The sequence below is a fragment of the Prauserella shujinwangii genome (assembly GCF_003001955.1).
GTDB classification, from domain to species: Bacteria; Actinomycetota; Actinomycetes; order Mycobacteriales; family Pseudonocardiaceae; genus Qaidamihabitans; species Qaidamihabitans shujinwangii.
The window spans coordinates 215,422-228,742 of record NZ_PVNH01000010.1 but is presented as its reverse complement, the minus strand read 5'-3'; the positions used below and the strand labels follow the sequence as shown (position 1 = coordinate 228,742).

At 73.0% G+C, this 13,321-nt stretch carries 12 protein-coding genes; 7 read left to right on the top strand and 5 right to left on the bottom strand.

The features are described from left to right. Nucleotides 1–94: 94 nt before the first annotated feature. The 5 genes from B0I33_RS23710 to B0I33_RS23690 all read right to left on the bottom strand — a co-directional run bounded on the left by B0I33_RS23710 (nucleotide 95) and on the right by B0I33_RS23690 (nucleotide 5,503). Nucleotides 95–997, bottom strand: coding sequence for a 3-methyladenine DNA glycosylase (locus B0I33_RS23710; RefSeq protein WP_106181064.1), 903 nt, complete (start codon nucleotides 995–997; stop codon nucleotides 95–97). A 3-nt stretch (nucleotides 998–1,000) separates the two neighbouring features. Continuing rightward, nucleotides 1,001–2,050: a hemolysin family protein gene (locus B0I33_RS23705; protein WP_106181063.1), complete on the bottom strand. Its 1,050-nt coding sequence runs from the start codon at nucleotides 2,048–2,050 to the stop codon at nucleotides 1,001–1,003. Further along, on the bottom strand, nucleotides 2,047–3,369 hold the full coding sequence (locus B0I33_RS23700) for a hemolysin family protein (protein ID WP_106181062.1): 1,323 nt from the start codon (nucleotides 3,367–3,369) through the stop codon (nucleotides 2,047–2,049). Before B0I33_RS23700 ends, B0I33_RS23705 begins: the two co-directional genes overlap by 4 nt. 195 nt (nucleotides 3,370–3,564) lie before the next feature. Next, on the bottom strand, nucleotides 3,565–4,152 hold the full coding sequence (locus B0I33_RS23695; RefSeq protein ID WP_106181061.1) for a TetR/AcrR family transcriptional regulator: 588 nt from the start codon (nucleotides 4,150–4,152) through the stop codon (nucleotides 3,565–3,567). 166 nt (nucleotides 4,153–4,318) lie between these two features. Further along, on the bottom strand, nucleotides 4,319–5,503 hold the full coding sequence (locus tag B0I33_RS23690) for a Glu/Leu/Phe/Val dehydrogenase dimerization domain-containing protein (protein WP_106181060.1): 1,185 nt from the start codon (nucleotides 5,501–5,503) through the stop codon (nucleotides 4,319–4,321). Nucleotides 5,504–5,679: 176 nt separating this feature from the next. Here B0I33_RS23690 and B0I33_RS23685 point away from each other — a divergent pair, with 176 nt between their 5' ends. From B0I33_RS23685 to B0I33_RS23655, 7 genes are all read left to right on the top strand, one after another. Further along, nucleotides 5,680–6,606 carry a LysR family transcriptional regulator gene (locus B0I33_RS23685; RefSeq protein WP_106181059.1) on the top strand — a complete coding sequence of 309 codons (927 nt, stop codon included), beginning with the start codon at nucleotides 5,680–5,682 and terminating at the stop codon, nucleotides 6,604–6,606. Nucleotides 6,607–6,719: 113 nt separating this feature from the next. Further along, nucleotides 6,720–7,997, top strand: coding sequence for a glutamate-cysteine ligase family protein (locus B0I33_RS23680; RefSeq protein ID WP_106181058.1), 1,278 nt, complete (start codon nucleotides 6,720–6,722; stop codon nucleotides 7,995–7,997). 1 nt (nucleotide 7,998) lies between these two features. Next, a complete protein-coding gene (gene egtB / locus B0I33_RS23675; RefSeq protein WP_106181057.1) occupies nucleotides 7,999–9,366 on the top strand; it encodes an ergothioneine biosynthesis protein EgtB in 1,368 nt (455 codons plus the stop codon). 3 nt (nucleotides 9,367–9,369) lie between these two features. Beyond that, a complete protein-coding gene (gene egtC, locus B0I33_RS23670; protein WP_106181056.1) occupies nucleotides 9,370–10,137 on the top strand; it encodes an ergothioneine biosynthesis protein EgtC in 768 nt (255 codons plus the stop codon). Continuing rightward, nucleotides 10,134–11,108 carry an L-histidine N(alpha)-methyltransferase gene (gene egtD / locus B0I33_RS23665; protein ID WP_106181055.1) on the top strand — a complete coding sequence of 325 codons (975 nt, stop codon included), beginning with the start codon at nucleotides 10,134–10,136 and terminating at the stop codon, nucleotides 11,106–11,108. Before egtC ends, egtD begins: the two co-directional genes overlap by 4 nt. Nucleotides 11,109–11,133: 25 nt before the next feature. Beyond that, entirely contained in the window at nucleotides 11,134–11,616 is a 483-nt protein-coding gene (locus tag B0I33_RS23660) for a nitroreductase/quinone reductase family protein (protein ID WP_106181054.1), read from the top strand. Between the two features lie 122 nt (nucleotides 11,617–11,738). Further along, the gene (locus tag B0I33_RS23655; RefSeq protein ID WP_106181167.1) at nucleotides 11,739–13,310 is read left to right on the top strand and encodes an alpha/beta hydrolase; all 1,572 of its coding nucleotides are present in this window, start codon (nucleotides 11,739–11,741) and stop codon (nucleotides 13,308–13,310) included. Nucleotides 13,311–13,321 lie beyond the last annotated feature (11 nt).

Sequence of the window (13,321 nt, the reverse complement as noted above, 5' to 3'; positions counted from 1 at the left end):
CTCTCGCCTGTCGACCGTGCGAATACGCTCGGTGTCCGAAACCAAAACGTTATCACTCTAACAGGCGAAGCGTAGGAACCGAGTGTGACAAAGATCAGACGGTGTTTCCGGCCGCGCCGGTAACGTCCAGCAGGTCGCGACAGAGCCGGAGGAGGCGGTCACGCAGCGGAGCGGCCCGGCGCGCGAACGCCGCCTGGGCGCGGGCGTACTCGGCGCGTCCCTCCGGGGTCTCGATCCGGACGGGGGAGTGTCCCAGCGCGGACAGGTCGTACGGGCTCGCCCGCATGTCGAGCAACCGGATGTCGGCGGCCAGCTCGAAGCAGTCGCCGACCAGCTCGGCCGGGACGAACGGACCGAGCTTGTAGGCCCACTTGTAGAGGTCCATGTTGGCGTGCAGGCAGCCGGGCTGCTCGAAGTCGCGCTGTGTCTCCCGCGTGGGCCGCAGCCGGTTCAGCGGCCGCGCCGGCTCCGTGAAGAAGCGGTACGCGTCGAAGTGCCCGCACCGCACGCCCAGCTCGTCGACCACCGCGTCGGTGCCGGCCGAGCCGAGGCGGAGCGGGAGCTGGGCGTGCCGTACCTCGTCCGGCGGCTGCCGGTACACCATCGCCCACTCGTGCAGGCCGAAACAGCTCAGCCGCGGCGCGCGGCCCGCCGTCGCCTCCAGCAGGGACGCGACGTGGCGGAGGGTGCGCTCCCGTCTCGGCGTGCACGCGGCCAGGTCGAGCGCGACTCCGTCGCCGGTGTCGCGGTACCCGCGCCGGTCGAGGAACCGGCGCGCCGAGACGCCCCCGAGCACGACACCGGGCCCCGGCTGCCACCGCTCCAGGTGCGACGGCGGATGCGAGTAGTAGGTGAACAGGAAGTCCAGCACGGGGTGCTTCTCGCCGCGCGAGCGGCGCCGCTGGTGGGGCTCCGTCCAGCGGCGCATCCGCTCGGCGTGCGCGCGTTCCCGCCGCTGCCACTCCGGTTCGGCCAGGCGCGCCAGGTACTCGGTCATCGCCTACATGGTGACGTGCGTGCCGTCGCGGACCGTACCCACGTACTGCTCGACGAGGTCCTCCAGCGCCACGACGCCGACCACGGTGCCCTCCGCGTCGAGCGCGCGGGCGAGGTGACTGCCCTCGCGGCGCATCGCCGACAGTGCCTCGTCGAGGCGCGCGTGCACCGGCAGGTCGGTCAGGTTGCGCCGCTTCGTCACCGGGACGGTCGCCGCCGGGTCGTCGCCCACCTGGTCGAGCACGTCCTTGACGTGGATGTAGCCGGTCAGCGTGCCGGACCCGGTCTCGACCGGGAAGCGGGAGAAGCCGGTCGACGACACCGCGCGCTCGACATCCCCCACCGTGGGCGAGGGCGGCAGGGTGGTCAGCTGGTCGGTCGGCACCAGCACGTCGCCCACCGTCTTCTCCACCGACGACAGCGCCTGGCTGAGCCGGTGGTGCTCGGACTGCTCCAGCAGGCCCTCCCGCCGCGACTCGCTGAGCAGCTCGGCCAGCTCGTCCGACGTGTAGGCGGTCTCGAGCTCGTCCTTCGGCTGGACCCGCGCCAGCCGCAGCAGCGAGTTCGCGACGGTGTTGAGCAGCCAGATGAACGGGTTGGCCAGCCGCACCCACGCGACGTGCACGGGGACGAGCCACAGCGCCAGCCGCTCGGGCTCGGCGATGGCGATGTTCTTCGGCACCATCTCGCCGATCAGCACGTGCAGCAGGGTCATCGCCACGAGCGCGACCGCGAACGCGATGGGGTGCACCACGTACCCGGGCAGCGGGACGCCGAGCGCGGCGAACAGCGCCTCCAGCTGGTGGGCGACGGCGGGCTCGCCGAACTGCAGCAGCAGCAGCGAGCAGATCGTGATGCCCAGCTGGGCGCCGGCCAGCATCTGCGACACGTGGCGGCTCGCGTTGATCACGATCCGCGCGCGGCCCTTGCCCTGTTCGAGCAGCGCCTCCAGCCGGTCGCGGCGGGAGGAGAGCAGGGCGAACTCGGCGCCGACGAAGAACGCGTTGGCGAGCAGCAGCACCGCGATCAGCCCGATCGCGAGTCCGTCGCTCATGACTCCTCCCGCGCTTCCCGCCGCTGCACGTTGATCTCCGCGATCCGGTGCCGGTCCATGCTCGTCACGACCAGCCGCCAGCCGTCGATGTCGATCGCGTCGCCGACGTCGGGGATGCGTCCGAGCCGCTCCAGCATCAGGCCCGCGATCGTCTCGAAGTCCCCTTCCGGCATGCGGAAGCCGGTGACCTCACGCACCTCGTCGTCGCGCAGCTGGCCGGACACCATCCAGCTGTCGGCCGTCAGCTGCTGCGAGGTGGGTGCCTCCCGTTCGTCGTGCTCGTCACGGACGTCGCCGATGATCTCCTCGACCACGTCCTCCAGCGTCACCAGCCCCGCGGTGCCGCCGTACTCGTCCACCACGATCGCGAGCTGGAAGCGGGAGTCGCGCAGGCGGGTGAGCAGCGCGTCGCCCGGCAACGACTCCGGCACGGTCGGCATGGGCCGCATGACCGAGCCGATCCGCACCGTGTCGCGCTCGGCGGCCGGCACCGTGAACGCCTGCTTCACGTGCACCGCGCCCTGCACGTCGTCGAGGTCCTCGCTGTGCACGGGGAAACGGGAGAACCCGGTGCGCCGCGCCAGCTCGACGAGGTCGTGGATCGTGTCGTCGACGGTGAGCGCTTCCAGCCGTACCCGCGGGGTCATCAGCTCGCCCGCGGTGCGCTCGCCGAACCGCAGCGACCGGTCGAGCAGCTCCGCCGTGGACACGTCCAGGGTCCCGCGCTCGGCGCTGCTGCGCACGATCGAGCCGAGCTCCTGCGGGGATCGGGCGGACCGCAGCTCCTCCTGCGGCTCGATGCCGAACTTGCGCACGACCCAGTTGGCGCTGTTGTTCATGAACGTGATGAGCCAGCGGAACAGCGCCGAGAACCGCGAGTGGTAGCCCGCCACGGCGCGAGCGGTCTGCAGCGGCCTGGCGACGGCGAGGTTCTTCGGCAGCATCTCGCCGACCACCATGGACAGTGAGGTGGCCAGGAACAGGGCCACCAGCAGGGAACCGCCCGCCGCGGCGCTCTCCGAGAGGCCCATCCCCGTGAAGGCGGGCCGCACGAGCCCGCCGATCAGCGGCTCGGCCACGTAACCGGTGACCAGCGTGGTGATCGTGATCGCGACCTGGGCGCCGGACAGCTGGAACGAGAGGGTCCGGTGCGCGTGCAGCACCCTCTTGGACCGCCGGTCGCCCACCTGCCGGACATTGGCCTCGACCGTGCTGCGCTCCAGCGCGGTCAGCGAGAACTCCGCCGCGACGGCCAGGCCGGTGCCGACGGTCAGCAGAAGGACGAAAAGGACACCGGCGACGGTGAGCAGGACGTCCATCAGCGGACACCGTCCTGGGCGCCGGGAGAGTCGAGGAAGCCGGGTTCGTCACCCGGCTCGGTACTGCCGTCAGGTGACTGCGCGTCGCGCACGGATGTTTTCACTCCTCGTAGGGGACAGCCAGGAAAGTGGCGTCATCTTAACCAGGTCGAACGGTTCGCGCGCCCGTGCTGTTCCCGGCGCGCGGGTCGCGGGTCAGCCGCGCGGCCGCGCGCTGTGCCTGCGGACGCTCTCCTCGACGAGATCGAGCACGCGTTCCAGGTCGTCGGCGGGCAGGCCCATGGCCAGGTGGGAGACGAGACCCTCCAGCACGAGTTCCAGGTAGGCGGTGAGCACGTCCACGTCGACGTCGTCGCGGAGGTTGCCCGCGTCCCGCTGGCGCAGCAGGCGCTTCCTGGTCGCGGTGGTGAGCTGCTCGGACCGTTCGGCCCAGCGGGCGCGGAACTCCGGGTCGGTGCGCAGCCTGCGGGAGACCTCCAGCCGCGTGCCCAGCCAGTCGGCCGGGTGCGCGCTGCCGCCCGCGAGGAGGTCCCGCATCACCTGGACGAGACCCTGCTCGGCGACGACCTCGGCCATCCGGGCGGCGTCGTCCTCGGCGAGCGCGAGGAACAGCGACTCCTTGTCCCGGAAGTGGTGGAAGATGGCGCCCCGGGACAGCCCGGTCGCTTCCTCCAGCCGCCGGACCGTGGCACCCTCGTACCCGTGGCGCGCGAAGCACACCCGCGCGCCGTCGAGGATCTGGCGCCGGCGCGCGTCGAGGTGGTCCTGGCTCACCCGTGGCATCCCACGATCTTGACACCACGACCCGGCAGACGCAATCCGTACGTACGTACTGAGAGCCACGTGCCAGCAAGCTCCCCAATGTGGCATTGGTGGCGGTGAACGCACCGAATGCCACATTCGGTGCGTTCACCGCACCGAATGTGGCATTCGGGAGCTACCCGGCGTCTCAGGGGATGAGCAGCGGCGCCTCGTCCGTGGCCGGGGCGGCACGCTGGGTCTCGATGAACGCCAGCGCGGTGCGGCGCGGGGGCACCCGGTCGGTGTTCCACTCGGTCAGCAGCAGCGCCACCTTCGCCTGCATCTCGGTGCGCAGGCGGAGGAACGAGTCCGCGGGGTCGGCGCCGACCTGCCCGAGCAGCAGCCACCACGCCCACGCGGCGGCGCCCGCGTTGGCCACGAAGTCCGGGATCACCGGAATGCCGCGGGCGGCGAGCATCGCCTCCGCCTCCGGCGTCGTCGCGGAGTTGGCGGCCTCCACCACCACCCGCGCGGCCACGTCGAACGAGTTGTCCGGCGTGATGGCGTAGGAGATGGCGGCGGGCACGAGGATGTCGGCCTCGATCCCGATCACCGCGGACCGCGGCAGTTGCCGCACGCCCTCGGGCAGCCGCGAACGGTCCACCTCGCCGTAGGAGTCGCGCAGTTCCAGCAGCGCGGGCACGTCGAGCCCGGCCGGGTCGTACAGCGTCCCCGCGGCGTCCGCCGCCGCGACGACCTTCATCCCCGCCTCGTGCAGGTACCAGGCCGCGCCGCCGCCCATCGTGCCGATGCCCTGGATCGCCACTGTCGTCTCCTCGGCGGGCCAGCCCCACGCCCCGGCGGCGCCGAGGCAGGCCTGCGCCACGCCATAGCCGCCGATGACGTCGCCGAGCAGCAGGCCGCCGGGCACCGGTGCGTGCAGGCCCGCGTGCACCCGGCGCAGCGTGCGCTCCGGGTCGGGCGAGCGGCGGATCGCCGCGTGGTAGGACTGTTGCAGGCCCAGCTTGGCGAACACCTCGTCGATCACGTGCTGCGGCACCCCGAGGTCCTCGGCGGTCACCCAGTGGGCGTCGATCCACGGGCGCATCGCCGCGCAGAACCGCTCGAGCACCTCCGTCGCCCCCGGGTCCTTCGGGTCGAAGTCGATGCCGCCCTTGGCGCCGCCGACAGGGAGCCCGAACGTCGCGGTCTTCGCGGCCATCCCGCGCGCCAGATCCTCCACCTCGGACAGCGTGCAGCCGGGCCGCATCCGGGTGCCGCCGGTCGCCAGCCCCGAGACGAGGGTGTGCATGACGAGATAGCCGTGTGCGCCCGTCACCGGGTCGGTCCACGTCAGCCGCAGCAACGGTTCCGAAGTGCTCTGGATGCTCACTCGACCGACCTCCTGTACGCGCGGGACTAGGGGCCCTCGCGGGCCCGGAACCTGTGGGATGCCTCAGCAGAACTCGGAGGTGCGGGCTTCCTTCTCCTCCGACAGCACCAGAGTGCGGCCAGACTCGCGCGCGCGTCCAGTTAAGGATCATGCACGGTTACGTTTAGGGTTGATGCATGGAGCTTTCGCTGCACCGGTTGCGGATGCTCCGTGAGTTGCACCGGCGCGGGACCGTCACGGCGGCGGCCGCCTCGCTGCATTACACGGCGTCGGCCGTGTCCCAGCAACTGGCCCTGCTCGAACGGGACGTGGGAGCGAAGCTGTTCGAGCGTCTCGGCCGCCGGGTGCAGCTGACCGAGCTCGGCATGCTGCTCACCGAGCACGCCGAGGAGATCCTCGCCGCCGTGGAGCGGGCCACGCTGGCGCTGGAGGAGGCCCAGGAGGCGGTGTCGGCCCGGCTGACCGCGGGCGTCTGGGCCTCGGTCGCGTCCGGGCTGCTGCCCTCGGCGCTCGCGTCGCTGGCCGCCGAGCACCCGGGGATCGAGGTGCGCACCCGCGAGCTCGCGCCCGAGGAGACGGCCGACGCGGTCCGCGACGGATCGCTGGACTTCTCGTTCGTCATCGACTACACGGACGCGCCCACCCCGTGGGACCCGAACCTGGAACGCGCCGTGATCGCCGTGGAGCGGCTGCACGCCGCGGTGCCCGCGGGGGCGGTGCCGGCGAGCAGCGTCCCGCTGCTCGACCTGGCCGAGCATCCGTGGATCCTGGCCAGCCCGCGCAGCCACTTCGGCCGCGCGGTCCGGGTCGCGTGCCAGCGGGCCGGGTTCGAGCCGAGGATCGAGCACGAGGTGGAGGAGCAGGCCACCGCGATGGCGATGGTCGCCGCGGGCCTCGGGATCACCCTCGTGTCCGATCTCGGACTCACGCTCAAGCCGCAGGGCGTCGACATCGTGGCGCTCACCACACCGGTCATGCGGACGGTCTCCATCGCCTACCGCAGGGCCGCCGCCCGGCGGCCCTCACTGCAGCTGGTCATCCAGGCCGTGCGCATGGCCGCCGCGGAGCTCGGCCTCGGCGCGTCGGAGAGCGCGTCCGGATGAGGCCGCCGGGCCCGCCCCGGTTCGCGAGACCTGCGATTGTCGTACCCCGCGTGTAGCGTCCGAATCGAGGCTGGGTGAGACCGGCGACGGCCAGACGGATGGCGGGTGGTGTCATGACCGCGGTGCACGACTTCCCTCCCCATGTCAACCGATCGGGGGAGGGCAGCGCGGCGGCAGCCGATCTCGCGGCGCGCGTCGTGTCGAGCCGGGCGGAGGGGGAGGCCTACGTCGCGTCGGTGTGCTTCAAGCACGGCCCGCCGCGGCTGCTCGGCGTCGAACTCGAGTACACCGTGCACGACGCCGAGGATCCCCGCCTTCCCGTCGACCCCGGCCGGCTCGCCGCCGCCCTCGGCCCGCACGCCCCGCGCACGCTGTGTCCCGACAGTCCCGCCGAGCCCCTTCCCGGCGGTTCCGCGCTGACCCTCGAACCCGGCTGCCAGGTGGAGGTGTCCACCCCACCCCGGCCCTCACTGGCCGAACTGGCCGCCGTCGCCGACGCCGACCTCTCCTACGTCACCGCGCTGCTGCGCCGGGCAGGCATGCGGTTCGGCACCCACGGCATCGACACCTTCCGCCCGCCGCGGCGGCTGCTCGCCACCGAGCGCTACGCCGCCATGGAGCGCCGGTTCGCCCCTCTCGGCCCCGGCGGCGTCACCATGATGTGCAGCACCGCGGCCCTGCAGGTCTGCCTCGACGCGGGCGAGAAGGCCGACCTGCCCCGGCGGTGGGCCGCCGTGCACGCACTGGGGCCGGTCCTGCTCGCGCTGTTCGCCAACTCCACGCGGCACGCGGGCCGGGACACCGGGCTGGCTTCGGCCCGGTGGCTCGCGGTGATGCAGACCGAGGCCGCTCGCACCGTCGCGGCGGGCCCCGCGGCGGACCCGGCGGCCGCGTGGGGAGCCCGGGTCATGGACACGCCGCTCATGGTGGTCCCCCGGCGCGACGGCCCGTGGGACGCCCCCGTGGGCGTGACGTTCGCCGACTGGATCGCCGGGCGCGGCGCCGCGCGCGTGCTCGACCCGCCGACCACGGCCGATCTCGACTACCACCTGACCACCCTGTTCACGCCGGTCCGGCCGCACGGCTACCTCGAGGTGCGCTACCTCGACGCGCAGCCGCCGGACCGGTGGCTGCACCCGGTGGCGCTGCTCACCGCGCTGCTGGGCCGTCCGGGCAGCGCCGACCGCGTGCTCGACGTCTGCGCCCCGGTCGCGGGCCACTGGGAGACCGCAGCCCGGCGCGGTCTCTCCGACCCGGGCCTCGCCGCCGCGGCGCGGGCCGTCGCGGATCTCGGGTGCGCGGAGCTGCCCGCGACGGGACTGCCCGCGCGCACCGTCGCCGACATCACGGAGACCGTCCAGCGTCGGGCACGACGCCGAGGGAGGGAGTGACATGACCGCGTCGAGAACGACTCCGGCGATCCCGCCGGAAACGTCCCACCCGCTGCTCGAGCTCGCGCCGGAGGAGCTGCGCGCCCACGCCGCCGAGACGCTGTCGCGGGCGCGGGACCGCAGCACGCTCCTCACGGACGCCGTGGACGACGGAGACCTGGTCCGCCAGCACTCCAAGCTCATGTCCCCGCTGGTGTGGGATCTCGCCCACATCGGCAGCCAGGAGGAACTGTGGCTGGTGCGCGACGTGGGCGGCCGGGAACCGCTGCGACCCGACATCGACGACCTCTACGATGCCTTCCAGCACCCGCGCGCCGAGCGGCCGTCCCTGCCGCTGCTCGGCCCCGCCGAGGCGCGGCGGTACGTGGGAGAGGTGCGCGAGAAGGCGTTCGACGTGCTGGAGAAGGCACCGCTGGCGGGCACGCGGCTCACCCACGCGGCGTTCGCGTTCGGCATGATCGCCCAGCACGAGCAGCAGCACGACGAGACGATGCTCGCGACCCACCAGCTGCGCAAGGGCGAGCCGGTGCTGCACGCCCCCGCGCCACCGCCGCGGCGGACCGGACCCGTGCCCGCCGAGGTCGTGGTCCCCGCCGGGTCGTTCCTCATGGGCACCTCGGTGGAACCGTGGGCGCTCGACAACGAGCGTCCCGCCCACGAGGTGCACGTGGACGCCTTCGCCATCGACACGTTCCCGGTGACCAACGCCCAGTACGCCGAGTTCATCGAGGCGGGCGGCTACCGGCAGCGGCGCTGGTGGAGTGATGCGGGCTGGGACTACCGAAGCAGGCACGACATCGGCGCGCCGCGCTTCTGGCGGCGCGAGGCGGACGGCTGGCGCCGCACCCGGTTCGGGGTCGACGAGGCCGTGCCGCCCGACGAGCCCGTGGTGCACGTGTCCTTCCACGAGGCGGAGGCCTACGCGGCGTGGGCGGGCAAGCGCCTGCCCACCGAGGCCGAGTGGGAGAAGGCCGCCCGGTACGACCCCGCCACCGGCCGGTCCCGCCGGTACCCGTGGGGCGACGACGAGCCCGGTCCCGAGCACGCCAACCTCGGGCAGCGGCACCTGCGGCCCGCGGTCGCCGGTGCCTATCCGGGGGGCGCGTCGCCGCTGGGCGTGCACCAGCTGATCGGCGACGTGTGGGAGTGGACGAGCAGCGACTTCACCGGATACCCGGGCTTCACCGCGTTTCCGTACCGGGAGTACTCGGAGGTGTTCTTCGGGCCGGAGTACAAGGTACTGCGGGGCGGCTCGTTCGGCACCGACCCGGTGGCGATCCGCGGCACGTTCCGGAACTGGGACTACCCGATCCGGCGGCAGATCTTCGCGGGCTTCCGCTGCGCGCGCGACGTCCGCCCGGAGCGGTGAGCCGTGTGCAGGCACCTCGCGTACCTCGGGCCTCCGCGCTCGCCGGAGGGCCCGATGTTCAGCGCGCCTCACTCACTGCTCGTCCAGTCCTACGCGCCCGCGGACATGCGCGCGGGCGGCACGGTGAACGCGGACGGTTTCGGCCTCGGCTGGTTCGCCGACGACGGCGAGCCGGTGTGGTACCGCAGGCCCGCTCCACTGTGGACGGACGAGTCGCTGCCGCGGCTCTCGGCGACGGTGCGGTCGGGTTCGTACCTCGGTGCCGTGCGCTCGGGCACCCCGGGGATGCCGGTGACGGAGGCGGCGTGCGCCCCGTTCGCCGGTGACGGCTGGCTGTTCAGCCACAACGGCGTGGTCCGCGGCTGGCCCGACGCGGTCGCGGGGCTGGCGGAGAAGCTGCCCGCCGCCGACCTGCTCCGGCTGGCCGCGCCCACCGACTCCGCGCTGCTCTGGGCGCTGCTGCGGGACCGCCTGCGGTCCGGGGCGGATCCGGCCTCGGCGGTCGCCGAACTGGTGACGACGGTGGCACGGGCCGCACCCGGTTCGCGCCTGAACCTGCTGCTGGCGGGGCCGGACGTGCTGGTCGCCACGGCGTGGACCCACGCCCTGTCCTGGCGCGGCGACGCGGACTCCGTGCTGATCGCCTCGGAGCCGCCGGACGACGACCCGGGCTGGCGCCCGGTGCCCGACGGCCACCTCCTCGTGGCCCGGCGAGGGACACCGTGCCGGGTGGACCTCGCCGCCATCGACTCAGATCGGAGCCTGGCGTGACCGACGTGGATCTCGAGGTGCACCACAGTGCCGAGGACATCGCCGCGGCCCTGCGCGCGGACGTGCGGGAGGGGCTGACGGCCGGGCGGAAGTGGCTGCCGTCGAAGTGGTTCTACGACGCGCGCGGCAGCGAGCTGTTCGAGCGGATCACCGAGCTGCCGGAGTACTACCCGACCAGGGCGGAACGGGCGGTGCTGGACCGGCAGGCCGCCGAGATCGCGAAGATCAGTGGCGCGCACACGCTCGTCGAGCTCGGTTCCGGGTCCAGCGAGAAGACCCGGCTCCTGCTCGACGCGCTCCGCGAGCACGGCACCCTGCGCTCGTTCGTGCCCCTGGACGTGTCGGAGTCGGCGCTGGCCGAGGCCAGCAACGCCATCGCCGCCGACTACCCGTCGCTGGCGGTGCACGGGGTGGTGGGCGACTTCACCGAGCACCTCGGCCTGCTGCCGGGGGACCGGCCGAGGCTGGTGGCGTTCCTTGGCGGGACCATCGGCAACTTCCTGCCCGCCGACCGGGCCAAGTTCCTCCGCTCCGTGCGCGACGTGCTGTCCGAGGGGGAGTGGCTGCTGCTCGGCACCGATCTCGTGAAGGAGCGGGACACCCTGGAACGGGCCTACGACGACGCGGCCGGGGTCACGGCGGAGTTCAACCGCAACGTGCTGCGGGTGATCAACGAACGGCTGGGCGCCGACTTCGACCCGGCCGCCTTCGCGCACGAGTCCTACTGGGACGCCGAGGCGGAGTGGATCGAGATGCGGCTGCGAGCCCGCACGGATCTGCGCGTGGCGATCCCGGGCGCGGACCTGGAGGTGTCGTTCGCGGCGGGAGAGCACATCCGCACCGAGATCTCGGCCAAGTTCCGGCCGGAGGGTGTCCGCGCCGAGCTGTCCGCGGCCGGGTTCACGCTGGAGCGGTGGTGGACCGATCCGGACGGCCTGTTCGGCGTCTCGCTGTCCCGCGCGATCGCCTGAGCGGACATGGTGATCGAATGAGCGCATGAGAAACCCTCTTCCGGCGCTCGCCAGGGCGCTCGGCACCCGGCCCTGGTTGATGCGGCTCGCGCCGGTCGTCGTGTGGGTGGACGCCAGGCTGTTCACCCTGTCGCGGGGAAGGGTCAGCCTGGTCGGCATCGCCGGGCTGCCCTCGCTGCGGTTGCGCACCGTGGGCAGGCGGACCGGCCTGCTCCGCGAACACAACCTGCTGTACCTGCCCGGGGACGGCGACTACGTGCTCACGGCGTCGAACTGGGGCCGCCGCCGGGAGCCGGGATGGGCCCACAACCTGCGGTCCCATCCCGACGCCGTCGTGCTCGTCCGGGGCCGCGCCGTGGCGGTGCGCGCGCACGAGGCCAAGGGCGACGAGTACGACCGGTTGTGGGCGGAACTGGTGCGGTTCTGGCCGGGCTACGCCATGGAACGCGCCGAGGCGGGCCGCGACCTCGCGGTCTTCGTCCTCCGCCCGGCTGGAGCGGAGGTCTGAACCAGCCGATCGGATGATCTCCGGTCACCCCGCCGATGTGCGATTCTTCGACGTGCGGACCGGCAACGGCTCAGGGGAGGAAACCGGTGCTCACGGTGAAGCGAACTGTCGTACTCGTCGGGATGCTGATCGTGGGCGCGGCGCCGGTCGCCGTTCCCGGGAGCGCGGCCGCCGCGTTCCCCGGCGCCGCGCAGGCGCCGTCCGTCTCCTGGGGACCGTGCACACAGGACATCGTCGGCGGCGTGCCCGCCGAGCAGCGCGGCAAGTACAGCTGCGCCACCTACCGCGTTCCCGTCGACCACGACAACGCCGCGCTGGGCACCCTCGACCTCGCGCTGATGCGCCGCGCCGCGAACAAGCCGGACCAGAGGATCGGGTCGCTGTTCCTCAACCCCGGCGGCCCCGGCGGACCGGGCCGCACGCTGCCGCTGGCGGCGGACGAGTTCCTCGAGCCCACGGTGCTCGACCGGTTCGACGTCATCGGGTTCGACCCGCGCGGGGTGGGGGCCAGCACGCCGATGCGGTGCTTCACCACCGCCGAGGACGCCGACGAGCTGTTCTCCCGCGCCGTGCCCGCACCCCGGTCCCTCCGGCAGATCACCGACACCCTCGCCGCGTACCGCGACTACGGCAGCTTCTGCGAGCGCAACGGCGGGGCGCTGCTGCGGCACATGTCCACGGCGGACGTCGCCAGGGACCTCGACCGGCTGCGGGCGGCGGTCGGGGACGACCGGCTCAGCTACGTCGGCTTCTCCTACGGCACCCTGCTCGGCGCCACGTACGCCAACCTGTTCCCGGACCGGGCGCGGGCGCTCGTCCTGGACGGCAATGTCGACCCGGCGCTGCGCACCGGGGACGGGCTGCGCTACGACCGCGAGCGGGCGGACGGCTTCCAGCACGCGCTGGACGAGTACCTCGAGGCCTGTGAACGGGCGCGGGATCGCTGCGCGTTCAGCGAAGGCAACCCGGCGCGCAAGTTCCGGCAGCTGCTGGAGCGGCTGCGCGAGCGACCGGTCAACCTGCCGGACGGCACCGTGGTGAACTTCAGCAGCTTCGTCGGCGGCGTCGGCGGCGCGCTGTACTCGCCCGCCGCCTTCACCGGGCTGGCCGAGGACCTGCAGCAGCTGTACGAGGTGGCGTACCCGCCGGAGAAGCCGAAGCTGAAGGCGGTGACCGGGCGGGACCTCGGCACGCTCCTCGAACCCGCGGTGGACCCGCGGCACGACGTCCGGCCGGACAGCGCGTACCGGGCCGACGACGCGTACTTCGCCGTGAACTGCGCCGACAAGCCGTTCCGCAACGGCCAGGACAGCGTGCCGGAGCTGGCCGGGCAGTGGGAGGGCGAGTCCCCGGTGTTCGGCCGGTACCAGGCGTTCGCGGATCCGGCCGGATGCCCGGCGTGGCCGTCCGGCACCGGCGCCTACCGGGGGCCGTGGAACGCGGAGACGGAGCACCCCGTCCTGGTGATCGGGAACTACCACGACCCGGCGACCCAGTACGCGTTCGCCGAGCGGATGGCCGACCAGCTCGGCCACGCGCGCCTGCTGCCGGTCGACGCGTTCGGTCACTGCATCCTCGGTTCATCGTCCGGAGTGGACAAAGCGGTCGCCGACTACCTGGTCAATCTGACGGTGCCGGAGCCGGGGGTCGTGTACGAGCCGGACGAGCAGCCGTTCGCCGCCGACCCCGCCTGAGCGCTGTCCCC

Excerpts from the sequence above, each read along its gene's own strand:
- B0I33_RS23705 (WP_106181063.1), bottom strand. The coding sequence starts at position 2,050 with ATGAGCGACGGACTCGCGATCGGGCTGATCGCGGTGCTGCTGCTCGCC.
- B0I33_RS23710 (WP_106181064.1), bottom strand. The coding sequence starts at position 997 with ATGACCGAGTACCTGGCGCGCCTGGCCGAACCGGAGTGGCAGCGGCGG.
- B0I33_RS23660 (WP_106181054.1), top strand. The coding sequence starts at position 11,134 with ATGAGAAACCCTCTTCCGGCGCTCGCCAGGGCGCTCGGCACCCGGCCC.
- B0I33_RS23685 (WP_106181059.1), top strand. The coding sequence starts at position 5,680 with ATGGAGCTTTCGCTGCACCGGTTGCGGATGCTCCGTGAGTTGCACCGG.
- B0I33_RS23680 (WP_106181058.1), top strand. The coding sequence starts at position 6,720 with ATGACCGCGGTGCACGACTTCCCTCCCCATGTCAACCGATCGGGGGAG.
- B0I33_RS23655 (WP_106181167.1), top strand. The coding sequence starts at position 11,739 with ATGCTGATCGTGGGCGCGGCGCCGGTCGCCGTTCCCGGGAGCGCGGCC.
- B0I33_RS23695 (WP_106181061.1), bottom strand. The coding sequence starts at position 4,152 with ATGCCACGGGTGAGCCAGGACCACCTCGACGCGCGCCGGCGCCAGATC.
- egtB (WP_106181057.1), top strand. The coding sequence starts at position 7,999 with ATGACCGCGTCGAGAACGACTCCGGCGATCCCGCCGGAAACGTCCCAC.
- B0I33_RS23700 (WP_106181062.1), bottom strand. The coding sequence starts at position 3,369 with ATGGACGTCCTGCTCACCGTCGCCGGTGTCCTTTTCGTCCTTCTGCTG.